18 protein-coding genes are annotated in these 23,037 nt (G+C 68.0%); 6 read left to right on the top strand and 12 right to left on the bottom strand.

Annotated elements, in window-relative coordinates:
• Positions 1-59: 59 nt before the first annotated feature.
• On the top strand, positions 60-1,259 hold the full coding sequence (locus LR394_RS13540; RefSeq protein WP_269329096.1) for an RNA-guided endonuclease InsQ/TnpB family protein: 1,200 nt from the start codon (positions 60-62) through the stop codon (positions 1,257-1,259).
• 20 nt (positions 1,260-1,279) lie between these two features.
• Here the strand turns inward: LR394_RS13540 and LR394_RS13545 are convergent, their stop codons facing one another.
• Positions 1,280-2,092 (bottom strand): aldose epimerase family protein, encoded by an 813-nt coding sequence (locus LR394_RS13545; RefSeq protein ID WP_231441626.1) that lies wholly within the window; start codon positions 2,090-2,092, stop codon positions 1,280-1,282.
• 20 nt (positions 2,093-2,112) lie between these two features.
• Positions 2,113-3,285, bottom strand: coding sequence for an esterase-like activity of phytase family protein (locus LR394_RS13550; RefSeq protein ID WP_231441627.1), 1,173 nt, complete (start codon positions 3,283-3,285; stop codon positions 2,113-2,115).
• Positions 3,286-3,671: 386 nt separating this feature from the next.
• Between LR394_RS13550 and LR394_RS13555 the strand changes: the two genes are divergently transcribed.
• The 3 genes from LR394_RS13555 (at position 3,672) to LR394_RS13565 (ending at position 7,797) form a co-directional block, all read left to right on the top strand.
• Positions 3,672-4,397 carry an ABC transporter ATP-binding protein gene (locus LR394_RS13555; RefSeq protein WP_231441629.1) on the top strand — a complete coding sequence of 242 codons (726 nt, stop codon included), beginning with the start codon at positions 3,672-3,674 and terminating at the stop codon, positions 4,395-4,397.
• 2 nt (positions 4,398-4,399) lie between these two features.
• Positions 4,400-6,934, top strand: a complete 2,535-nt coding sequence (locus LR394_RS13560; RefSeq protein ID WP_231441631.1) for an ABC transporter permease — start codon at positions 4,400-4,402, stop codon at positions 6,932-6,934.
• Positions 6,935-7,026: 92 nt separating this feature from the next.
• Positions 7,027-7,797 carry an alpha/beta hydrolase family protein gene (locus LR394_RS13565; protein ID WP_231441632.1) on the top strand — a complete coding sequence of 257 codons (771 nt, stop codon included), beginning with the start codon at positions 7,027-7,029 and terminating at the stop codon, positions 7,795-7,797.
• Position 7,798: 1 nt separating this feature from the next.
• Here LR394_RS13565 and LR394_RS13570 read toward each other — a convergent pair whose 3' ends face one another.
• A complete protein-coding gene (locus LR394_RS13570; protein ID WP_407937051.1) occupies positions 7,799-9,274 on the bottom strand; it encodes an AAA family ATPase in 1,476 nt (491 codons plus the stop codon).
• Between the two features lie 135 nt (positions 9,275-9,409).
• Between LR394_RS13570 and LR394_RS13575 the strand changes: the two genes are divergently transcribed.
• Positions 9,410-11,461: a GMC oxidoreductase gene (locus tag LR394_RS13575; protein WP_231441637.1), complete on the top strand. Its 2,052-nt coding sequence runs from the start codon at positions 9,410-9,412 to the stop codon at positions 11,459-11,461.
• Between the two features lie 16 nt (positions 11,462-11,477).
• Here the strand turns inward: LR394_RS13575 and LR394_RS13580 are convergent, their stop codons facing one another.
• Genes LR394_RS13580 through LR394_RS13590 form a run of 3 tightly spaced genes read right to left on the bottom strand, consistent with a single transcriptional unit; the run spans position 11,478 to position 15,227 of the window.
• Positions 11,478-11,873 carry a hypothetical protein gene (locus LR394_RS13580; RefSeq protein ID WP_231441640.1) on the bottom strand — a complete coding sequence of 132 codons (396 nt, stop codon included), beginning with the start codon at positions 11,871-11,873 and terminating at the stop codon, positions 11,478-11,480.
• Positions 11,870-13,288, bottom strand: coding sequence for an APC family permease (locus LR394_RS13585; RefSeq protein WP_231441642.1), 1,419 nt, complete (start codon positions 13,286-13,288; stop codon positions 11,870-11,872). Before LR394_RS13585 ends, LR394_RS13580 begins: the two co-directional genes overlap by 4 nt.
• Complete coding sequence (locus LR394_RS13590) at positions 13,281-15,227, bottom strand: primary-amine oxidase (protein WP_231441644.1); 1,947 nt, start codon at positions 15,225-15,227, stop codon at positions 13,281-13,283. Before LR394_RS13590 ends, LR394_RS13585 begins: the two co-directional genes overlap by 8 nt.
• A 182-nt stretch (positions 15,228-15,409) precedes the next feature.
• Between LR394_RS13590 and LR394_RS42920 the strand changes: the two genes are divergently transcribed.
• Complete coding sequence (locus tag LR394_RS42920; protein ID WP_231441645.1) at positions 15,410-16,003, top strand: TetR/AcrR family transcriptional regulator; 594 nt, start codon at positions 15,410-15,412, stop codon at positions 16,001-16,003.
• Here the strand turns inward: LR394_RS42920 and LR394_RS13600 are convergent.
• The 6 genes from LR394_RS13600 to hpaH are packed head-to-tail and all read right to left on the bottom strand — an operon-like array spanning position 15,996 to position 23,014.
• Complete coding sequence (locus LR394_RS13600) at positions 15,996-17,405, bottom strand: aldehyde dehydrogenase family protein (RefSeq protein ID WP_231441647.1); 1,410 nt, start codon at positions 17,403-17,405, stop codon at positions 15,996-15,998. The two genes, LR394_RS42920 and LR394_RS13600, sit on opposite strands and share 8 nt — an antisense overlap.
• A gap of 10 nt (positions 17,406-17,415) precedes the next feature.
• Complete coding sequence (gene hpaD, locus LR394_RS13605; protein ID WP_231441649.1) at positions 17,416-18,489, bottom strand: 3,4-dihydroxyphenylacetate 2,3-dioxygenase; 1,074 nt, start codon at positions 18,487-18,489, stop codon at positions 17,416-17,418.
• A gap of 8 nt (positions 18,490-18,497) precedes the next feature.
• Positions 18,498-20,009, bottom strand: a complete 1,512-nt coding sequence (hpaE, locus tag LR394_RS13610) for a 5-carboxymethyl-2-hydroxymuconate semialdehyde dehydrogenase (protein ID WP_231441651.1) — start codon at positions 20,007-20,009, stop codon at positions 18,498-18,500.
• A 49-nt stretch (positions 20,010-20,058) separates the two neighbouring features.
• Positions 20,059-21,471, bottom strand: a complete 1,413-nt coding sequence (locus LR394_RS13615) for a fumarylacetoacetate hydrolase family protein (RefSeq protein ID WP_231441653.1) — start codon at positions 21,469-21,471, stop codon at positions 20,059-20,061.
• Positions 21,468-22,244 (bottom strand): HpcH/HpaI aldolase family protein, encoded by a 777-nt coding sequence (locus tag LR394_RS13620; protein ID WP_231441655.1) that lies wholly within the window; start codon positions 22,242-22,244, stop codon positions 21,468-21,470. The genes LR394_RS13615 and LR394_RS13620 overlap by 4 nt, the downstream gene beginning before the upstream one ends.
• The gene (hpaH, locus tag LR394_RS13625; RefSeq protein ID WP_231441656.1) at positions 22,229-23,014 is read right to left on the bottom strand and encodes a 2-oxo-hept-4-ene-1,7-dioate hydratase; all 786 of its coding nucleotides are present in this window, start codon (positions 23,012-23,014) and stop codon (positions 22,229-22,231) included. The genes LR394_RS13620 and hpaH overlap by 16 nt, the downstream gene beginning before the upstream one ends.
• Positions 23,015-23,037 lie beyond the last annotated feature (23 nt).

The following is a 23,037-nucleotide window of genomic DNA, read 5'->3' on the forward strand; positions in this document are numbered from 1 at the left end:
GCCGTTGATAACACTGTGCTAGTTCTTGATAACGAAGGGTTAATGGTAGTTTTGAGTGTATGTCCCGGTTCCGGCTGTATCCGACTGCGGCGCAGGAGGTGCTGTTGCTGGAGGCGTGTGGGCATGCCCGGTACGTGTGGAACCTGGCCCTGGAGCAGAGGAACATGTGGCGGCGGGACCGTCCGCACGCCCCGGGTTATGTGGCGCAGGCCAGGCAGTTGACCGAGGCGCGTCGTGAGTTTGATTGGTTGGCGGCTGGTTCGGTCACGGTGCAGCAGCAGGCGCTGCGGGATCATGACCAGGCGTGGCAGAACTTCTTCGCTGGTACGCATGGTCGGCCGACCTGGCGTAAACGCGGCCAGAGCGAGGGGTTCCGGATCGTCGGCGGCGAGGCGCAGCGGGTGCGTCGGGACAATGGTCGCTGGTCGGCGGTGAGCGTGCCGAAGGTGGGCTGGGTGCGGTTCAAGCGTTCCCGGCATCTGCCGGACTTCAAGTCGTATCGGGTGACGCGGGATCGGGCAGGGCGCTGGCACATCGCGTTCGCTGCGATCCCGGACCCGATCCCCGCGCCGGGTACTGGTGAGGTGGTCGGTGTGGACCGGGGTGTGAAGGTCGCCGCCGCGTTGTCCACGGGCGAACTGTCGTCCCCGGCTGGCCTGCGTCCCCAAGAAGCTCAGCGGTTGCTGCGGCTTCAGCGGTGTCTGTCCCGGGCCCGGAAGGGGTCCGGTCGGCGTGAGCGGGTCAAGAGGCAGATCGCCCGCTTGCGGGCGCGTGAGGCCGACCGGCGCAAGGACTGGGCCGAGAAGGCCAGTACCGGTCTGGCTCGCCGGTTCGACGTGATCGGCGTCGAGGCCCTGAACGTCAGGGCGATGACCCGCTCGGCGCGCGGCACCGAAGCTACGCCGGGCCGTAACGTCCGGCAGAAAGCGGGGTTGAACCGGGGCATCCTCGCCGCCGGATGGGGCCTGCTGGTGGCCCGTCTAGAGCAGAAGGCGCCTGAGCGGGTCGTGAGGATCTACCCGGCGTTTACGTCGCAGACCTGTCACGCCTGCGGGCATCGCGCGCCGGAGAACCGCAAGAGTCAAGCGGTGTTCCGGTGTGTGGCCTGCGGGTATCAGGCGAATGCTGATGTGAACGCTGCTCGTAATATCAGGGATATCGCCGCAGGGCTTGCGGTGACAGCGCGTGGAGACAGGGTGAAGTCGGCCCGGTCGGTGAAGCGTGAACCTCAACGAAAACGCGTCCCCACGGTCGCGTAAGTCGTTGGAATCCCGTCTTTTCAGGGGCGGGAGGATGTCAAGGGTTCCAGAGCAACGGACGACGACGACGAGGTCAGTTCACCTGCGCGGGGAACGTCCGGGCAGGTGTAAACCTGCAACCAGCGATACGTTTCGTCGGCCCGCAACTCCACACAACGTCCGTCGGGTGCTCGCAGGCGGTGATGAATCTGTCCGTCGACCACGTCCAGGCCGCCATAACAATGATTGAGAACGGCACCGCTTAAGGATAAATGGCGGGGCTCGGCCGGACGAGAGCCGTTCGGCAGCAGGCGTTCGTCGAGGTCCAGAACCTGGCCGGCCGGAACTTCGAGAACCAGGTCGTGCATCGGGACGTCGCCTATACGCAGGTACGGGTGGAAGCCGAGCGCGACCGGGGCACGACGCGTCCCCAGGTTCTCCACTGCAGTTCGGACATGCAGGCCGTCGTTGAGAGCCCGGTAGATGATGGTCAGATCCACCTCGAACGGATAGCCCGGATCGCCCGACACGCTGATGCGCAGCCGGGCCAAGTGCGGGGAGACGTGGTTGACGTCGAAGGGACGCGAGCGCACCAGGCCATGATTGGCGTTGTTGCGCTCGGGTTCGTCGATCGTCAGCTGCTGTTCCTCGCCGTCCAGCCGCCAACGGCCGTCACGCACTCGGTTCGGCCAGGGGAAGAGCACCGCTCCGGCTGCGTGCGGTGCCGGTTGCCCGGCCGGGTATCCGTCCACGATCGGGCAGCCGTCGACCTCAAGTCCTTGGATGCCGCCACCGTGCGGGTCGATCCAGGCCCGGGTGGCGCCGTTGCGGGAGACGAGTTCGATCGGGTTCACCCGGGCAGCGTAAGACCGAGCTAGTTGCGCCCGTAGGTGAGGCCGAGCGCGATGACCTGGGTGACCTCTTTCTCGTTGAAGTTGTTGTCGGACACCAGCACGACCGTCTGCGTGCCGTCCTTCAGCCTCGGCCCGAACGTGATGCCCTCGACGTTGTCCACCACCGGCAGGCCCTTGACCGAATCCAGGTCCAGCAGCAGCTTCTTCGACATCGGCCGGACGTCGTCGGTGAGGGTGTCGCGGCTCAGGACGTTGGTGGCGCGCTGGGGTGAGGCCAGGTAGATGCGCACCTTCCACTCGTTCTCGGCGTACACCGAAGCCCGCTCGATCACCAGGAGGTTGCCGTCGTCCAGGGCCAGAACATCGGTCAGGCCGTTGGTGTCGGTGGCGGCCCCGGCCTGGAACTGCTTCTCCAGCGGGTAGGCGAACTGCGCCTGGGGCCGCTGGGTCTTCAGGTCGTAGCGGGTGATCCGGGTCAGCGCACCCTTCGCCACGCTCGGCAGCGCACCGTCCTGGTACAGCGGATCTTCCATGGCGGTGTACAGCGTGCGGCCGTCACGCGTGATCGAGAGTCCCTCCAGCGCCATGTTGCGCCGCGGGCCCACTTCCTGCGTGTTCACGTGGAACTGCGGCGGCTGCTCCGCCTGGCCCAGGTACGTGCCGCTCGGGCTGGCCGAGCGCAGCCACGGGTCGGCCAGCGCCGTGCCGTCCGCGCCCACCACCCGCTCGCCTTCGCTGGTCCACCAGAGGTTGCCGCTGCGAGGGTCCACCGCGATGCCCTCGGCGTCCGGCGCGATGGTGCCCTTGGCCGCGTCGGTGGCTGGGAAGGTGGAGCCGTCCTGGTCCAGCAGCGGCTTGGTCCCGGTCAGCTGCACCGGGCCGAGCTTGCCGTTCTTCAGGCCGATCTCGGCTGTGTAGAACCGGGTCGGGGCCAGCGCTGATCGGTCGTCGCTGATCAGGTAGTAGGTGCCGGACCGGGCGTCGTAGCTGATCCCGGAGAGGCCACCGACCGGCGTCGAGGCGTACGTGGTGCCGAACGGGATCTGCTGCTCACCAAGGAAACGCAGGCCGGTCGGCTGCCTGGCCGGCGCGTCGGCAGCCGAGGCGGCGTTCGGAGCCACCGTGGCAACCGTCAGGAGCGCAAGGGCCGCGAGACAGACCCGGACGGGACGGGCGAAAGATGAGATCGTCACCCGCCAATGCCAGCTGGGCCCGGTGCCCGGCAATCGTCCGGGACGTGGAGGCCCGGTGAACGGCTGCTGCCGTCATCAGCAGTTGGAGAAAGCGGTGGGGATGGTGGCGGCGCTCTGGGCACCGGCCACGGCGAGGTCTGCGCGGCGGTCACCGCTTTGGTGAGCGGCCCTCACGCAGCGAGACCACGCTGATCCGGCGGAGTGACGACCACCGCACCAACTGTCGGGGATGCAACGTCCACCCGGCAACGGACGTCCGTCGGCGGTTGGAGCAAACGGTTTCCGAGGGGGGAACTTTTATGTCCTGGTCGTCGCCGCAACACCAGCAACCGGGTGGGTGGACCGATGAGAGGCAACCGGGGGCGGGCCAGCAGTACCGGCGGCCGATGCAGGTAGCGGTCCGGGCCCGGGGCGTACGCAAGATCTACGGCCGGGGCGCCTCCGAGGTGGCGGCGCTGCGGGGGATCGACGTGGACTTCGAGCAGGGGGCGTTCACCGCGATCATGGGCCCGTCCGGCTCCGGCAAGTCGACGCTCATGCACGTGCTGGCCGGTCTGGACGTGGTCACCGACGGCCAGGTCTGGCTGGGGGAGACCGAGCTGACCGGGCTGAACGACGCCAGGCTGACCCGGCTGCGCCGCGACCGGATCGGGTTCGTCTTCCAGGCGTTCAACCTGATCCCGGCGCTGAGTGCCAAGGCCAACATCGAGCTGCCGCTGACCCTGGCGCGGCGCAAACCGGATCAGGGCTGGTACGACTCGATCGTCCGGCGTCTCGGTCTGACCGAGCGCCTGCAGCATCGTCCGGCCGAACTGTCCGGCGGCCAGCAGCAGCGGGTGGCGATCGCCCGGGCTCTGCTGCCGCGCCCCGATGTGGTGTTCGCCGACGAGCCCACCGGCAACCTGGACTCCACCGCCGGCGCTGAGGTGCTGAGCATGCTGCGTTCCAGCGTGCGCGAGGCCGGGCAGACCGTGGTGATGGTGACCCACGACCCGGTCGCGGCCACCTACGCCGACCGCGTGGTGCTGCTGGCCGACGGGGCGGTGGCCGGTGAGCTGTTCAGCCCGACCACCGACAGTGTTCTGGACGCGCTGCGCCGGCTGGGGCGCTGACCATGTTTTCACTCAGCCTTGCGCAGTTACGCAGCCAGGCCCACCGGCTGGTCGCCACCGCTGTGGCCATCGTCATCGCGGTCGGTTTCGTGGTGGCCACCCTGGTGCTGAACGACTCCTCCCGCCAGACCGTCCTCGGGGCCCTGGCCAGCCAGTACCTGCACACCGACGTGGTGGTCGCACCGGACGACACCGGCGAGGTCGCGCCCCAGACGCTGGCCAAGGTCGCCAGCGCGATCACCGGTAACCCCGCGGTGGCCGCGCTGACCTTCGACAGCAGCACCTACGTCAGCGCCCGCCTACCGGGCCGCGCGGCCTACCAGTTCTCCCAGGTCACCGGGCTGGCCAACGACGAGGTGCTGCGCTGGCAGAAACTGGAGGAGGGCAGTTGGCCCAGCGAGCCGAACCAGATCGTCACCGCGGTCGGCCGTGACCTCGAGGTCGGCTCGGTCGTGGAGATCCGGATCTTCGGCGCCGAGCCCGGCCAGGAGACCGTCCAGGCCACGGTGGTCGGCCTGACCGAACGCTCCTCCGACATCGCCAGCATCGGAACTCCGCTGTTCTGGGCAGCCTCGGACCAGGCCCGGGCCTGGGGCGCGACGTCCGGGGGTGCCCTGCGAGTGGCCGCGACAGCCGGCACCACGCCGCAAGACCTGGCCCTGACCGTCCGGCAGACCATCCAGGAGATTCCGGAGACCGAAGGACTGAACGTACGCACCGGCGAGCAGGAAGCCGAGGCGCTGGCCGATGCCCTCACCTCCGACACGGCCGTCCTGGCCAACGTACTCCTGGTCTTCGCGGCCATCGCGGTGTTCGTCTGCGCCCTGGTCATCGCCAACACCTTCTCGGTACTCCTGGCCCAGCGGGTACGAGAACTGGCTCTGCTGCGCGCGGTCGGGGCAGGAGCCGGGCAACTGCGGATCAGCGTGCTGACCGAATCTCTGGCGATCGGGCTGATCGCCTCACTGCTCGGCCTGCTGGGCGGGCTCGGCGTCGCGGCCGGGATCTCCGCCCTGGCCGCCCGCTACGAGACCCCCGTCCCGCTGGCCGGGATCACGATCACCTGGCCACCGCTGGCGATCGGTCTGGCCGTGGGCGTCGTGGTCACGGTGATCGCGGCGTTCATGCCGGTCTGGAAAGCCACCCGAATCTCACCGATGGCCGCGATGCGTCCGCTCGACGATGCCCCGGTCCGCAGCGGTGGTGGCCTGATCCGCCGGCTGCTGGGCCTGCTCCTGCTGATCCCAGGGGCCGGAGCGATCTGGTGGGGCCACCAGGAGTACGCCCTTCACGCCGTGATCGGCGGCGGGATGGCCACGTTCCTGGGCACCCTGCTGCTCGCCCGCTGGCTGGTTCCGCTCCTGGTCTCCCTGGTCGGCCGGATCGTCGGCCCGGCCGGACAGGTTCCAGGTCGGCTGGCCGCACTGAACGCCACCCGTAACCCTCGCCGCACCGCCGCCACCGCCACTGCACTGATCGTCGGAGTCACGCTCAGCACCACGATCGTCTCGGCCGCGGCCACCGTACGCGCCTACGGCGTATCGGAGATCGACGAGACCTACCCGACCGACGTGGCAGTCTCGGCGGGCCAAGGTTTCCCGGACGACATGCTGAACACCGTCACCGCTCTGCCCCACGTGCAGGCTGCCTTGACCGTGACCTCGGCCTACCTGGAGATCGGCCGCGGACGAGGGGAACGGGACAGCCAGAACGTCCAGGCGATCAACCCGCAAGAGGCGAGCCAGGTGATGCGGGCGGTCGGGCAGGACATGCCCACCGACGGCACGATCGTGTTCCCGAGCTGGGGATCGGACGAAGGTGGCTGGGACTACGCCGACGGCGACAAGATCACCCTGTGGGCCGGTCAACGCAAGGTCGAGCTGACCGTGCGCCGGGGCAGCGACAACCTCAACGACGTCCGGATGAGCAGGAACGACCTGGCCACCCTGAAGACCGCCGACGCCGAGGTCTACGAGATCTGGGTCCGGCTGGCCGACGACCTGGGCAAGAGCGAGCGGGCCGATGCGGTCGACGCCATCGCCCGCGCCTCGGCCGACGCGGACCCCGACAGCACCCTGGGCGGTTCGGCCGAGGCCCGGGTGTCCGCCGACGAGTTCCTCGACACCATGTTGCTGATCGTGCTGAGCCTGCTCGGGGTGGCCGTGATCATCGCGGTGATCGGCGTCGGCAACACGATGGCCCTGTCGGTACTGGAACGACGACGCGAATCGGGCGTCCTCCGAGCCCTGGGCCTGACCCGGAGCCAACTGCGCTGGATGCTGCTGTGGGAAGCGATGCTGATCGCCGCGGTGGCCTCGGCGATCGGGGTAGCGCTGGGTGCCTTCTACGGAACTGGCGCGGTGACCAGTCTTTTCCGGCTGCTGAACTCCGACGGCAGCGACGTGCCCGCGGTGATCCCGGTCGGCCAACTGGCAGCGATCCTGATCGGCGCCACCCTCTCCGGTGCGCTCGCATCGGTGCTGCCGTCCCGGCGGGCGGCCAAGGTCTCACCGGTCGAGGCCATCGCCTCGCTCTGAGGCCGGTTGCGAACTGTGGACGAGCGGGTCAGGGGACGTTCCCACGTCCCCTGACGTTCGGGTACCACCAGGTAGTGGTGGACGATGTGCCCATGATCGAGAAAGTGTCGTTCCCGAGTTCACTGGGCCCCGCGCTCGCCGGCGTGCTGGAGGTGCCGGACGGGCCGGTGCGCGGTTGGGGAGTCTTTGCCCACGGGTTCACCCTGGGCAAAGACTCGCCCGCCGCCACCCGCGTCTGCCGGCGCCTGGCCCGCGAAGGCATCGGGATGCTGCGCTACGACAACCTGGGCCTGGGCGACTCCGAAGGCGACTGGGGTGACGGATCGTTCACCGTCAAGATCGACGACACCATCCAGGCCGCCCGGTTCATGGCCGAACGGGGAACCCCGGTGGAACTGCTGGTGGGCCATTCCTGGGGCGGCGCCACCGTGATCGCCGCCGCCCGCCAGACCCCAGGCATCCAGGCCGTGGCCACCGTGGGCGCCCCGGTGGACCCGAGCCGGGTGGAACGCCACTACGACGCGGTGGTCGAACGAGTCCTGGCCGAGGGCGAGGCCGAGTGGTTCATCGGCGGCAAGGCCCTGACCCTCAAACGCGCCTTCGTGGAGGACGTCCGCGCCGCCGAACTGCGCGATCGCATCCGTGACCTGCGCCTGCCCCTCCTGGTGATGCACTCACCCACCGACAACACCGTCGGCATCGAGAACGCCAGCGAGATCTTCCAGATCGCCCGCCACCCGCGCAGCTTCGTCTCCCTGGAAGGCTCCAACCACTTCCTGACCGGCTCCGGTGAGGCTGACCGGGCCGCCCGCCTGATCAGCGCCTGGGCCGACCCGTACCTGGGGCGTTCCGCGGCCCTGTGAATCAGTTGGCCCGGTAGAGATCGTCCACGCCCACCAGAACGATCTCAGGATCTCCCTGCGCCGCTTCCTGCAACTGCTCAGAGAATCCGCCCGCGCCGTAACAGACCAGTTTGGCCGTCTCCGCGCCGTGACGACCTTGGGCCGTGAGCAACTGACGAATATGCCGCAGTCGCTCCAGGTGCCCCAGCCCCATCGGCTCGGCGTACTTGGCTTCACCGATGGCCATCAGGTAGGGGCGGTCATCGTCGTCCAGTCCGGTGGTGACGATGTCGACCTCGTGACTGGTGCGGGCCGCCGGGTCGTTCACGGTGCCACTGGTGACGTCCGAGGGATAGTCGCCGAAGAATTCCGGACCGGCGAAGTGCCTGGTCCACTGGCGGGCGATGCGTTCGAAGTGTGGGCCCATCACGTTCCCGGTGAAGCGACGCTGACTGCGCTGCCACAACCGGGTTGCGTCCCGGGCCTGTCCCAGGTCGCTCCAGATCGGGCGCATCACCGCGTGGTAGAAGGTCACGAGCGGTTCGGCGATCCGGAACGTGGTCCGATTGTCCTTGAAGGCGTCCGGCTCTCGGGTGACCAGACCGCAATCCATCAGCACCGTCAGCGGATGAGCCAGGTCGCCGGACTTACGGCCCAGATAGGAGGCAATACCCCCGCGGTGGGTGTTGCCGGCCGCAATGGCTCCCAGAACCGAATGATAGAGGCCGGTATCGTGCAGTTCCGCTTCGACCGCGAGCAGGTACCGGGCCTCACGGAAGAGCGGAGTGGTGGGGGACAGCACCGTTCGCACGACCCACGCGTCGAAGTCTTCGGGGCCGGCCGGGGCGTCGTCACGAGCGAACTCCCGGCGGTAGGCGGGAGTCCCACCGACAACGGCGTTGACCTTCAGCGCGGTGAGCGGGTCGGTGATGCCCCAGAACTGCGCGGCGAGGAGGTGATCGAGGGTCGGAACGACGAGCTCGAGTCCGGCCCGGCCCCGAAGCGGGGCGTTACCGCTGAGCAGACGCCCCATGAAGGACATGGCAGATCCGCACAACAACAGACTGACCTGACTGTTGTCGCGCTCGGGGCGCAACGGCGCCAGAGCGTTCTGAATGATCGAGGGCAGCTGCGGGTTGGCCTTGACCAGGTAGGGAAATTCGTCGATGACGACCGGGATCCGACGCTCGCGCCCCAGCGCCAGCAGGGCGTCGACCGCAGCGTGCCAGGTTTCGAAGGTCAGCGGGGCCGGGGCATCGAGGTGGTCGGCCAACGCTGAGCCCAGCCGGGTCAAGGACTCGCGGTCGGTCGCCTCGTCGGCAGCGAAGAAGAAACCGCCGGTCGCCTGGCAGAGCGCGCGCAGCAGGAACGTCTTGCCCTGACGCCTGCGGCCGGACACCACTCCCAGCCGAGCGCCCGAAGGTGAGGGATCTGTCGCGAAGGAGGTCAGGGCCTCCCATTCACGATGGCGGTCGAACATCTCAGCGGGGCGTTCCAGCACGCAGCCTCCTTCGTAACTCCATCTATCATAACTTAACCTATGAGAGGTGCCTCACTCTCCTGCGGCAAGGGCGGCCGATGGTGCAGCAGACAGTTGTCAGGCAATGCTGGTCCCGTGACGAAGGAGTTGCCGGTGCCGCCTGTCGACCCACTGCCCGAGGCCGTCTGGGAACAGTTGACCGCCCTGATGGACTACGTCGTCCCGGCCGACGACTACCCCTCGGCCTCGCAGGCAGGCGGGGCGCACTTCCTGGCCACGTTGCTGGAGGAACGCCCGGACTGGCGCGCAAGGCTGGACGCGGTGGCGCGTGACGGGGAAGCGAGCGAGCACTGGGACTGGTTCGCCGAGATCGTCTCCGGCGGCTACTACGCCGATCCGGCCAACGGCGGCAATACCGATGCGGCCTCGTGGCGGATGGTGGACTGGCAGCCGGAACCGCTGGGTGGCTGGCCGGAGAAGGTGCCAGCCGAAGAAGCCGCGCCCGCGATCGTCCATCCGCGGGATCTGGAAAGTCGCTACGACGCGATCGTGATCGGCTCGGGGGCCGGCGGCGGGGTTGCCGCCTGTGGTCTGGCCGAGGCCGGCCGCCAGGTTCTGGTGGTGGAAGCGGGGGAGTGGCCGTCCATCGAGAGCCTGCATCGCGATCACCTGCGGAACCCGCGTTCGGACTGGGGACTTGCGCCGCTGAGCGGGCCGGTGGACGAGCGGCAGGTGCGGGTTCTCGAGAACGGGCGCATCGTGCGTCCGTTCGAGGGTGCCTGGAACAACAACGCTTTCACGGCGGGTGGTGGTACCCGGGTTTACGGTGCTCAAGCGTGGCGGTTCGGCCCGCTCGACTTCCGGATGGCCAGCACGTACGGGGTTCCCGACGGCAGTGCGCTGAGCGATTGGCCGATTTCGTACCAGGATCTGGAGCCGTACTACGAACGGGCCGAATGGGAGATCGGGGTCAGCGGCGGCCCCGAGGACGGGCCCTGGGCTGGGCCACGCACTCGCGAGTTCCCCATGCCGGCGCTGAGATCCGGCCCCAAGCGCGACCGCCTGGCCACAGCCGCGGCATCGCTCGGGTTCTCGACCGTGCATGTGCCGATGCTGATCAATTCACAGCCCTACCTGGGCCGGCGGGCCTGCTCGAGCTGCAACCTCTGCATCGGGTTCGCCTGCCCCGACGATGCCAAGAACGGCTCGCAGAACACCATGCTCACCCGCGCTTTCGCGACCAAACGGGCGCACATCGTCCTCAATTCCAGAGCCTCACAACTACGAACGGACGTCTCCGGTCGCGTTGTCGGGGTAACTCTCGTCGGCGAGACGGGCGGGGTGATGTGGAGTCGGGAGATCGACGCCGCGGAGATCGTGGTCGCGGCAGGCGCGGTGGAATCGGCTCGGCTGCTGCTGAACAGCCGCAGCACCCGTGAACCGCACGGCATCGGCAACAACAACGACCAGGTCGGACGTCATCTGCAGGGTCACGTCTACGGTGGTGCTTTCGGTCTGTTCGAGGACGTGGTGGAGGACTTGGTCGGTCCCGGCCCGTCGATCGCGACCACCGACTACCGGCACCGCAACGGCGATCTCGTGGGCGGCGGCATCATCGCCGACGAGTTCGTGGCCCTGCCTGCCAACACCTACTGGTACCTGGTCAGCAGCGGCTTTATTCCCCGCGCCGGGCTGGCCGGCAAACAGGGCATGCGGCGCTACCTTCGGCGCAGCCTGCGGTTGATGGGCCCGGTCCAGGAAGTGACGTCGGCCGAATCTCGGGTGCGCGTGGACGACGGCGTCGTGGACCAGTACGGCCTTCCGGTGGTGCGTTTCAGTGGAAGCGTTCACGCCGAAGACCTTCGCGCGCGCGATTTCACCAGCCGGATGAGCGGCGAATGGCTACGGGCGGCCGGGGCGGTGGACACTTTCGAGTTCGGCGGCAAGCGCGCCGGACCCTCGGGCGGCCAGCATCAGGCGGGCACATTGCGGATGGGCTCTGACCCGTCGAACTCGGTGGTGGACGAGTACGGGCGGGTGTGGGGGCACGAGAACGTCCGGGTCATGGACGGTTCCGTGCACGTGACGAACGGCGGCGTGAACCCGGTGCTGACCATTTTCGCCACGGCCCTGCGCAGCGTTGAGCACATGACCGGCAGTTGGAACGGCCTGCGGAAGGCTGGAAGCGGCGGCACCGACTCGTAGCTCCAGTGGCAGCAACCTACTGAGCCGCGGCCAGCACGCGCTGACGTCGCAAGAGAGGGCCTGCGAGGGCCAGCACGGCCAGTTCAGGGAGGAGTGGCACCAGCACTGCCGGCGAGTCTCCGTGCGAATGAACGTCAACCGCCGCAACGCCGTGATGGGAAGCTGTGGCCCCGAAAGGCTGGGCGACAGTGAAGGCGTAGCCCAGGTGCAGCACGATCATCGTCCCGGCCATCAGGGCCGTGAGAGCCAGGCCCTCGGCCCGCACCCAAAGATGAACGGCGCAGGCCAGGCAGGCCAGTGACATGGTGCCGAACAGCCATGCATGGGCCGAGAGCGCCAGGTGGGGCAGCAGCATGCTCAGATGTGCTGCCCCACCTACGGCTGCCAGGGCAGCGACGGTCCGGTGGCTCATTCGGTGTTTTCGAGCAGGGCCGTGCTGGCGGAAGGCTTGAGCGCGGCCAGGAGGATGCCGGCGACGACCGAAAGCACCAGCAGCGCATCGATGGTCAGGGCCAGGGTCTGGGATCCGCCGACCAGCAGGGGCATGTTCTGCAGGGTGATGATCAGGCTGAGCGCCAGGCCGATCAGGCCGAGGCCGGGTGCGAGACGGGTCTGCCAGAAGCGGTTGTCGGCCCTGGAGCGTTGGAACCAGACCAGGATGGCGATGCTGGTCAGCAGCATCAGCATGAGGATGCCGAGGGTGGCGGCGCCGGAGAGCCAGGCGAAGACCTCGGTCACCGGGTCCAGTCCGGTCGCGGCGAACAGCAGGAGAAGGGCAGCGGCGCAGGCGGTCTGGGTGAGGGAGCTGAGGTGCGGGGAGTGGTGGCGGGGGTGGCTGCGGCCGAGGCGCGAGGGTAGGACGTTGGCGTTGCCGAGGGCGAAGAAGTAGCGGGAGAGCACGTTGTGGAAGGACAGGACGCAGGCGAAGAGGCTGGAGACGAGCAGGACCTGGACGACGTGGCCGGCGGCTGAGCCCAGGTAGTTCTCGGTGGTGGTGGCGACCATTGTGCCCGGGTTGGCGTTGGCTTCGGCGACGGCGGCGTTCTCGCCCCAGCCGCTGATCACGGCCCAGGCCGAGACCGAGTAGAAGGTGCCGATGACGGCGAGGGCGGCGTAGGTGGCGCGGGGGATGGTGCGGTCGGGGTCACGGGCCTCGTCGCGGAAGACGGCGGTGGCCTCGAAGCCGATGAATCCGGCGATGGCGAACATCAGGCCGATGCCGGGTGCGCCTGCGGTGATGGTGTCGAGCTGAAAGACGCCGGTGGAGAAGCCTTCGGTGTCGCTGCCGCCCTTGAGGATCACGGCGAGGTCGAGCAGGAGGACGATCGCGATCTCGGCGATCAGGAGCACGCCGAGTACCTTGCCGGACAGGTCGATGTGCCGGAAACCGAGTAGACCGGCGATCGCGATGGCCACCAGCGTCCACAGCCACCAGGGCAGCGACGGGGCGCCGTAGGAGACGAACAGTTCGTTGGCGGCGAAGCCGAGGTAGCCGTAGACCGCGCCCTGCACAGCGGTGTAGGTGGCGAGGGCGAGGAAGGCCGCTCCCAGTCCGGGGCCGCGTCCCAGGCCCTGTTCAACGTAGGAGTAGAAGGCTCCGGCGTTGGGGACGTGGCGGGTCATGGCCACGAAACCGACGGCGAAGAGGGCGAGGATGACGGCGGCGGAGGCGTACATGGCGGGGTATCCGGCGCCGTTACCCAGGGCCATGCCCAGCGGGACGCTGCCGGCCACGACGGTGAGGGGTGCTGCGGCGGCGACCACCATGAAGACGATCGCGCCGGGTCCGAGGGTGCCGGTGAGTCTTTGGTCAGTCGTTTCAGTCATGGCAACCACCAGTGGACGTTGTGGCACAGTGGCCACTCTCGGATGGGGGAACGTCGAGGGTCGGGTTGCGGTCGAAGAAGCCGACCGGCTTCAGCGTGAATCCGGTGTAGTCGACCGGCATGATCGGCCAGTCCTCCGGGCGTGGGGTGTGGGTGAGGCCGAAGGTGTGCCAGAGCACCAGGTCCTGGTTGTCGAGGTCGCGGTCGTGCGCGGTGTAGGTGGGCAGGCCGGCCTGGCCCGGGTGCTGGTTGACGAAATCTCCGGCGGCATAACGTTCTGAGGCGTCGTACTGGGTGACCCACAGGTGCTTCGTGGCGAAGGCGGCCCGGGCGGCAACGGACGAGCCGGGGTCGGCCAGCAGGGTCGGCAGGCCTTCGGGGATGAGGGCGTAGGTGACGGGGCGGCCCAGCCGGTTGAGGCGGCCGGGGTTGCTGATGTGCCAGACGCGGTTCTTGGAAGGGTCGGCGTCGCGGCGGGCCTCGGATTCGCGGGCGAGAACGGTGGCCGACGTGGTGAAAGCGTTGCCGCGGGGGTTGTCCGGGCCCATCGGTACCCGGGCGACGTCAATTTCGGAAACGCGGTTGCTCACTCCGTCGACGGCCATGTCCAGGCGGGCGCTGAACAGGTGCTGGTGGAAAGGCGCGCCGAGGCCGGGTGCGATCTCGGAGGCGTACGGGTACTCGCCGCCGGGGTGGGCACTGGTGAAGACGATGCCGGTGGCCTTGGCCTCGAACTCGATCGTGCCGTCCAGGTACAGGTACCAGTAGAAGCCGTAGTCGTAGTTGCCGATGGTGGTGAAGAACGAGACCACCAGACGGCGCTGGCGGCGGACGTGGCGCGAGCCGGCCCACAGGTCGGAGTGTTTCCAGAGGATCCCGAAGTCTTCCTCGTGGATGCAGATGGCGTTGGGAAGGCGCTGGGGCTGACCCTTCTCGTCGGCGATCACCGCATCGAGGTAGGTGATCTCGCCCAGGCAGTCGCAGCCCAGCTCGAGCGCGTTGGCGTAGCGCCCGACCAGGTATTCGCCGGTGTCGAAGTAGTTCTGCCAGGAGCGCACCGGGGCCGGATCGGCGTAGGGCACGACCATCTCGCTGATCGAGGCCCGGTGAATGATCGAGCGAACGCCCTGGCCCTCGTCAAAACCGACCTGGTGCAGGATCAGCCCTTCGCGCGCGTCGAAGCCCACCCGCAGTGACCATTTCTCCCAGGTCAGCAGGTTGCTCTGGTCGATCGTGAGGCTCGAACCCTCGGGTTGGGTGATGTGCAGCGGCTTCTGGGTGGTGCGCGGCGGCCCGCTGACCGCCGGATCGTCGTAGTTGCCCGACTCCGGCGGCAGGGCCACCACACCGAAATCGATGACCTGGTCGACCACCTGGTTCATGGTGTCCACGTAGGCCAGCAGGTTGTCGATCGGATGGGCCCAGGCCGAGTCACTCGGGTGCTCCTGGTAGAAGGCCAGTCCGCGCAGCACGCGACGCCCGGCCTCCTCCGGATACTCGTCGGCGTAGAAGCCGGCCGAAAGCGGTGCTACCCGGACCTTCTCGATGTCCAGGTGGCGGGCCGCAATCGCCGCCAGCCAGCGTTCGTCCTTGCGCAGGAGCTGTTCGACGAGCTCGAACTCCTCGTCCAGGACGGGCAGCTGGCCGGTGCTCACCGGATCGAGCACAGCGTCCGAAAGTACTGTGCCGGAGGTGATGTCGACCAGCACGTCACGCGAGATCTGAGCCTGCACATCGAGCAGGAGAGCGCGAAAGCAACGGACGACGGGCTCGCCGGGCGTCCAGGCCAGGGTTTGTGTCTTGGTCGGCTCTTCCAGGCCGACATAGACGAAGCGGGTGCTTTCGGTGAGCAGGCCGTGCTGGTCGAGGAGGCTACGGACAGCGTGGATCTCCGCCTCTGCGACGGGGCCGAGCGGGTGGGATGAAGATGGTTCTGCCACAGTGACTTCCCTTGTGAGCGGGCCGGGGGCTGCTACCTGAGAAAGTAAAATCAACAGATGTACAAAATAAAGACCCTGGGTGGTTACGTCGAGGTAAAACTGACACTTGTAGCCCGACGGTCGGGGCCCGGGGGCTCTGGCTAGGCTGACCGGGACAGCGGGCAAGGGAAAGGCCGGGCACAGTGCCGAAGATCGTGGACCACGACGAGCGACGCAGGCAGATCGTCGAGGTGGTGTGGCGGCTGATCGCCCGCGAGGGGATCCAGGCGGTCACCACGCGGCGGATCGCCGAGGTCTCCGGCACCTCCAACGGCAGCCTGCGTTACTACTTCCCGAACAAGGAGGCCGCCCTCACCGCTGCCTTCGAGTACGTCGTGGACGCCACCAACCGCCGGGCCGACGAGGCGGACTCGCACCGGCACGGCCTGGGCGGGCTGCGCACCCTGTGCCTGGAGATCATGCCGCTGGACGAGCAGCGCCTGACCGAGGCCCGGCTGGTGATCAACTTCTGGCAGCAGGCCCTGAACTCACCGGACAAGGCCGCGCTGCACGCCGCGGTCCAGCAGCGCTGGCGCACCGAGATGGCGGCCCGGCTGGGCGAGGCGGAGGCCGACGGTGAGGTGATCCCGGCCGCAGCCGGGCCCGCCACCGTCGACGCCCTCGCCTCGTTCCTGCTCGGCCTGCAGATCGAGGCCGTGATGGCTCCGGACTACACCACCGCGCCACGACAGTTGGCCCAACTGGACGCCTTCCTGGCCCGCCTGAAGGTCAGTTGACCTTCCGGGTGACGACCTTCGGGACCGCGACTGCCTTCAGGCCCTCGACACCGAACTCCAGCCCGTAGCCCGAGGCCTTCACCCCGCCGAAGGGGACCATCGGATGCACACCGCCGTGCCCGTTGATCCAGACCGAGCCGGCCTCGAGCCGATTGGCCACGGCCTGTGCCTGGTCGGGGTCACTGCTCCACACCGAAGCACCGAGGCCGACGTCGAGACGGTTGGCGCTGGCGATCGCGTCCTCCACGTCGGCGTAGCTGATGATCGGCAGAGCCGGGCCGAACTGTTCCTCGTCCACCAGTCGGTCGCCGTCGTGCAGGCCGGTGACCAGGGTGATCGGGTAGAACAGCGGTCCGAGCTCAGTGGCCGGGGCACCGCCGGTGACCATCGTGCCGCCCCGCGCCCGAGCGTCCTCAATCAGGTCTGAGACGATCTTGAACTGCATGGCGTTCTGCACCGGCCCCAGTACGCTCTCCTCGGACAGCGACGGGCCCAGCGGCATCTTGGCAGCCACCCCGGCCAGCGCCTCGACCACCCGGTCGTGGATGGACTCGTGCACGTACAGGCGCTTGAGCGCGGCACAGGTCTGGCCGGTGTTGATGAACGCGCCCCAGAACAGGTCCTGGGCGATCGCCTCGGGATCGGCGTCGGGCAGGACGATCCCGGCGTCGTTGCCGCCCAGCTCCAGGGTCAGCCGGGCCAGGTTCGCCCCGGACGCCTCGACGACCTTGCGCCCGGTCGCGGTCGAGCCGGTGAACATGATCTTGCGGACGTCGGGGTGGGCCACCAGCGCGGCCCCCACCTCCCGGTCACCGGACAACGCGGTCAGAACACCCTCTGGCAGCTCCTCGTTCAGGATGGAGATCAGCGCCAGCACGCTCAGCGGCGTGTACTCGGACGGCTTGACCACCACGGTGTTGCCCATCCGCAGCGAGGGTGCGATCTGCCAGATCCCGATCATCAGCGGCCAGTTCCACGGTCCGATCGCCGCGACCAGCCCGATCGGCCGGTAGGTCAGCGTCGAGACCTGCTTCCCGTCGTCCACCACGACCTGGTCCTCCAGCACCGTCGCCGCAGTGGCCCGAAGCCAGGCCGAGCAGGCGCCCACCTCGAACCGGGCGTTCGGCCCGTTCAGCGGTTTGCCCTGCTCACGGGCCAGCAACCGGGCCAGCGACTCGGCCTCGGCGTCGATCCGGTCGGCCATCCGGACCAGGCGGGCACTGCGCTCCTCGTGCCCGAGTGCCGCCCAGGCCGGCTGCGCCGCCCGGGCTGCCGCAACCGCCCGTTCCAGATCCTCCTTCGTGTCCTGCGGGGCATGGCCGAGCAGGTCGCCGGTGGCGGGTTCGAAGATTTCCCGCCCGCCCGGGACGCTCACCCGGGCCAGCAGATCGTTCTCAGACATCGTCGTCCCCTCAGAGTTGGTGACCGAGCTTGAAACCCTTTTCTACATCGCCTTCCCGGGTGTAGGAGAACCCGTCGGCGCCGATCGTCACCGCCATCTCGCTGTCGTCGGTACGCGTGACCAGGGACACCGGGTTGCCGTCCAGGTCCAGAACGGCGGACGCCTCGGTGTACCAACTGGGGACGACCGGGTTGCCCCACCAGTCCCGCCGCTGGTTGTCGTGGACGTCCCAGGTCACCAGCGGGTTGTCCGGGTCACCGGTCCAGTAGTCCTGGGTGTAGACCTCCACCCGGTGGCCGTCGGGGTCGAGAATGTACAAGTAGAAAGCATTTGAGACGCCGTGCCGGCCCGGTCCACGCTCGATCCGGTCCGAGATCCGCAGCGCCCCCATCGTGTCGCAGATCGCCAGGATGTTGTGCTTCTCATGGGTAGCGAACGCCACGTGGTGCATCCGCGGCCCGTCGCCGCCGGTCATCGCGGTGTCGTGCACCGTCGGCTTGCGCCGCATCCAGGCCGCGTACACCGTCCCCTCGCCGTCCTCGATGTCCTCGGTCACCCGGAACCCCAGATCGACCAGATGGGCCGCCGCTTTAGGGACGTCCGGGGTCACCTGGTTGAAGTGGTCGAGCCGGACCAGGGCGCCCGGGTTGTGCAGGTGGTAGGCCCAGGCCAGCCGCTCGACGTGCTCGACCTCGTAGAAGAACTCGATCGGGAAGCCGATCGGGTCCTGCACCCGCACCGCGTCGCCGATCCCCTTGACGAAACCGTTCTTGCGGCGTTCGACCCGGCAGCCCAGTTCGGTGTAGAAGTCCACCGCCCGGTCCAGTTCCTCGGGGGAACGCACGCGGTAGGCGAACGCTGCCACCGCCGCGACCGGGCCCTGGCGCAGCACCAGATTGTGGTGAATGAACTCGTCGAACGTCCTGAGGTAGATGGCCTCGTCGGACTCTTCGGTGACCACCAGACCCAGCAGGTCCACGTAGAAATCCCGGGACCGGGCCAGATCGGTGACCACCAGGTCCAGGTAGGCACAACGGACGATGTCCGGCGCGGGGGACTGCGGGGTGGGGATTCTCTCGGACATCGGTGCCCTCACTTCTGGGTCGTGAACGAGGTGGCGGACTCCGGGCCGGCCCCGAAACGCGGCGAATGGGAGTCACTCAGGGAGATGTGCACCGCCTGCTGGTCGGTGTAGAAGTCGATCGAGCGATACCCGCCCTCATGGCCCAGCCCCGAGGCCTTCACCCCACCGAACGGGGTGCGCAGATCCCGGACGTTGTTCGAGTTCAGCCAGACCATCCCGGCCTCGAGATTCTGGGCGAAGGCATGAGCCCGCTTGAGGTCGTTGGTCCAGACATAGCCGGCCAGACCGTACTTCACGCCGTTGGCCAGCTCCAGAGCCTCTTCGTCGCTGTCGAACGGGGTGATCGCCACCACCGGCCCGAAGATCTCCTCCTGGAAGATCCGGGCCTCGGGCTTCACATCCGCGAACACGGTCGGGGCGACGTAATTGCCCGGCAGGGTCTCGCCCCCGGCCACGAGACGCGCCTCGCTCTTACCGATCTCGATGTAGCTGACGACCTTCTTGAAGTGCTCCGGATGCACCAGCGCACCCACCTCGGTCGCCGGGTCGGACGGGTCGCCGACCTTGATCGCAGAAGCCCTTCGAGCGTAAGCAGCCACGAACTCGTCGTACACCGACCGCTCCACCAGCACCCGGCTACCGGCGGTGCAGCGCTCGCCGTTCAGTGAGAACACCCCGAAGACCGTCGCGTCCAGGGCTGATTCGAGGTCGGCGTCGGCGAAGACCACAGCCGGTGACTTGCCGCCGAGCTCCATGGACAAGCCCTTGAGATAGGGCGCGGCGTTACTGAAGATCAGCTGACCGGTACTGCTTTCGCCGGTGAACGAGATCAGCGGCACGTCCGGATGCTTGACCAGGGCGTCGCCGGCGGTCTCACCGAAGCCGTTGACCAGGTTGAACACCCCGTCCGGCACGCCCGCGGCGCGGAAGATCCCAGCCCACAGCGAGGCCGACAGCGGCGTGAACTCGGCCGGTTTGAGCACGACGGTGTTGCCGGTGGCCAGAGCCGGAGCCAGTTTCCAGGACTCCAGCATGAACGGCGTGTTCCAGGGGGTGATCAGGCCGGCCACACCCTTGGGCTTGCGGTTGACGTAGTTCACCTGCCGCCCGGGCACCTTGTAGGTGTCGTCGCGCTGGGCCACGATCAGGTCGGCGAAGAACCGGAAGTTCTCGGCGGCGCGCCGGGCCTGGCCCAGGGCCTGGGTGATCGGCAGGCCGGTGTCCCAGGTCTCCAGTTCGGCCAGGCGCTGGTCCTGCTCTTCGATCAGGTCGGCGATCTTGTGCAGGATGCGGGAGCGGGCGCGGGGGAGCAGCCTTGACCAGGGTCCGTCGAAGGCCCGCCGGGCGGCGGCGACGGCCAGATCGATGTCGGCCTGCTGGCCGGAGGCGGCCTGGATGTAGACCTCGTTGGTGGACGGGTTGATCACGTCGAACGTCTCGGCGTCCACGCTGTCGACGAACTCGCCGTCGATGAAGTGCTGGATGCGCTCGGGCAGATCGTCCGGGATGCGCTGGGGCATGTCACTCCTTGCACAGAAAATGGGGGACGGGGTAGGTCCGGTCGGAAAATCAGCTCTGGTTGCGCTTCTCGGACTGATACCGGGCCAGCCATGCGGCGTTGGGCGGGAACAGGCCGTCGACCGGATTGCCCTCGGCGACGCGGGCGGCTACCCAGGCGTCCTGAGCTTCTTGTTCGGCGGCGGCGCGGGCTACCTCGTCGAGCAGGTGCGGTGGGATCACCACCACGCCGTCGTCGTCGCCGACCAGGATGTCGCCGGGCTGAACGGTTGCTCCGCCGCAGGTGATCGTGGCGTCGACTTCCCAGGGCACATGCCTACGGCCGAGGACCGAGGGATGCGTGCCCTGCGCGAAGACTGGCAGACCGATGTCGGCGACGGCGGCGCTGTCACGCACAGCGCCATCGGTGATCACCCCGGCCGCGCCGAGAGTATGCGCCCGCAGGGCAAGGACGTCGCCGACGGTACCCGCAGTGGCGTCGCCGCGGGCCTCGATCACCAGCACCTCGCCGGTCTTCAGCGAGTCGAAAGCCTTCTTCTGGGCGTTGTATCCGCCGCCGTGGCTGGTGAACAGGTCGGGCCGGTGAGCGACGAAACGCAGAGTCCGCGCGATGCCGATCATCCGCGTGCCAGGGGTGAGCGGGTGCACTCCGTCGATGCTGGAGTGCGGGTAGCCGCGCTTGCGTAGCTCGGAACTGAGGGTGGCCACCGCGACCTCGTTCAGCAGAGCCCGCAGCTCGTCGCTCAGAACCGGTTGCAGCCCAGCAGCTTCAGCCGACCCCCACGCCTCGGCCCGCTGGAGATCGTCCACTGCTGGTTGGGCCCCGAAGCCCGCGAACGGAATCTGGCCTTCGACGACGTGGGTGACCAATCGTCCACTGCTGGGGCCGTCCGGAACATCGACCTCGACTTCGACGGTGTCACCCGGCCCCGCGACCGACGAGCCGGCCGGGGTTCCGGTGAGCACAACGTCTCCAGGTTCGAGGGTGATCAGCTGGGACAGATCAGCGATCAGGACGCCGAACGGGAACAGCAGGTCAGCGGTGGTGTCGTCCTGAGTGATCCGGCCGTTGACCCAGGTACGCACGCGCAGGCCGGCCGGATCCAGACCCTCGGTCGGGATGATCGTGGAGCCGAGCGGGGTGAAGCCGTCACCGCCCTTGTTACGCAGGTTGGAACCCTTGTCGACTGAGCGCAGATCGTAGACACCCCAGTCGTTCGCAGCTGTGACCCCGGAGACCGCGGCCCAGCCTGCTTCGGGAGAAACCCGGCGGACCTGACGCCCGATGATCAGGGCCACTTCACCTTCGTAGGCGAGAAGTTCGGTTCCGAGCGGGCGTTCGATCGTGTCACCGGATGCCGCGATCGACGACGGGGGTTTGAGGAAGTACGAGGGAAAGGCCGGTTTGCGGCCGCGCTGGGCGACCCGGGAAGGGTAGTTCAGGTGCACGGCAATGATCTTCATCGAGCCTCCCCGAGGTACGTGGCCGCCAGCTTGTCGCTGCCCTGGGCGAGCAACTGCACGTCAGCGCCGACCAGGATGAAGTTCACGCCGGCGGCCAGATAACGCTGGGCCAAGGCCGGGGCGAAGGCATTGACGCCGAGCTTGGTGCCCTGCTTCGAGGCCGCTGCTATGCAGGTTTCGATCGCCGCGATCACGTCCGGATGGTCCTGCTGACCCAGGAGCCCGAGTGAGGCGGCGAGGTCGGACGGGCCGATGAAAATGCCGTCGATACCGGGGGTTGCCGCGATCTGCTCGACGTTGCGGACGGCTTCGGCACTCTCGATCTGGACGAACAGTGAGATGGTTTCGCGTGCCCGTGAAAGGTAGTCCTCCACCCGGTTCCAGCGGGAAGCCCGGGCCAGAGCGCCGCCCACGCCGCGGATTCCGTCGGGTGGGTAGGCCACGGCCTGAGCAACGGCCAGAGCCTGCTCGGGGGTGTCGATCATCGGGATCAGCAGGTTCTGCACCCCGAGGTCGAGGTACTGCTTCAGCAGCACCGGGTCACCCGACGGCGGCCGGACCAGAGCGGGTTTCGGGCCGATGGCGTGCAGTTGCGCCAGGATCGACTCCAGACCGTTGGGGCTGTGCTCGGCGTCGATCAGCAGCCAGTCCAGATCGCTGCCTGCGCAGATCTCCGCCACCAGGGGGCTGGTGCTGCAGACCCACATCCCGACCAGAGCGCGATCGGTCTGGCCGAGCAGCTGGGCGAACGTCGGTTCTACTCGAAACGGCACGTGATGGCTCCCAAGGTTCCGTAGTCCGCGTGCACGGTGTCACCGCGTTCCACCCACATCGGCCGGGTGAACGAGCCGGCCAGGACGATCTCGCCGGCCTCCAGTCCGCTGTCGTGCTGGTCGAGCTTGTTGGCCAGCCAAGCCACGCCGGTGGCGGGATGATTGAGAACGCCTGCAGCAACGCCGGTTTCCTCGACGGTTTGATTGCGGTACAGCAGGGCGCTGACCCAGCGCAGATCCACGGCGTCCACCGCGACCGGCCGCCCGCCCAGCACCATCGCCCCCAGCGCCGCGTTGTCGCTGATCGTGTCCACGACGGTGCGGTTGGCCATCTCGATGTGGGAGTTCAGGATCTCCAGCGCGGGCACCACGTACTTCGTGGCGTCCAGCACGTCGAACAGAGTGACCTGGCCGCCCTTGAGCGGCTGCTCGAGCACGAACGCCAACTCCACCTCGATCCGCACGTTCGAGTAGTGGTCGAACGGCACCACCGCGCCGTTCTCGTACACCTGGTCCTCGAAGATCACGCCGTAGTCGGGTTCGGTGATGCCGGTCGCGGACTGCATGGCCCTGGAGGTCAGCCCGATCTTGTGGCCGATCACCCGGTGCCCGGCCTCGCTGCGGCGGCGGGCCCACCGGGCCTGGACTGCGTAGGCGTCCTCGATGCTCATGCCCGGATAGCGGGCGGTGAGCCGGGGAACGGTCGTGCGGTCACGATCGGCCTGCACCAGTTCCTCGGCGATCGCCTCGATGTGCTGAGGGTCTAGCACTCTGGCTCCCTTTCAGACGTATT

The sequence above is a fragment of the Kineosporia babensis genome (assembly GCF_021129305.1).
GTDB classification, from domain to species: domain Bacteria; phylum Actinomycetota; class Actinomycetes; order Actinomycetales; family Kineosporiaceae; genus Kineosporia; species Kineosporia babensis.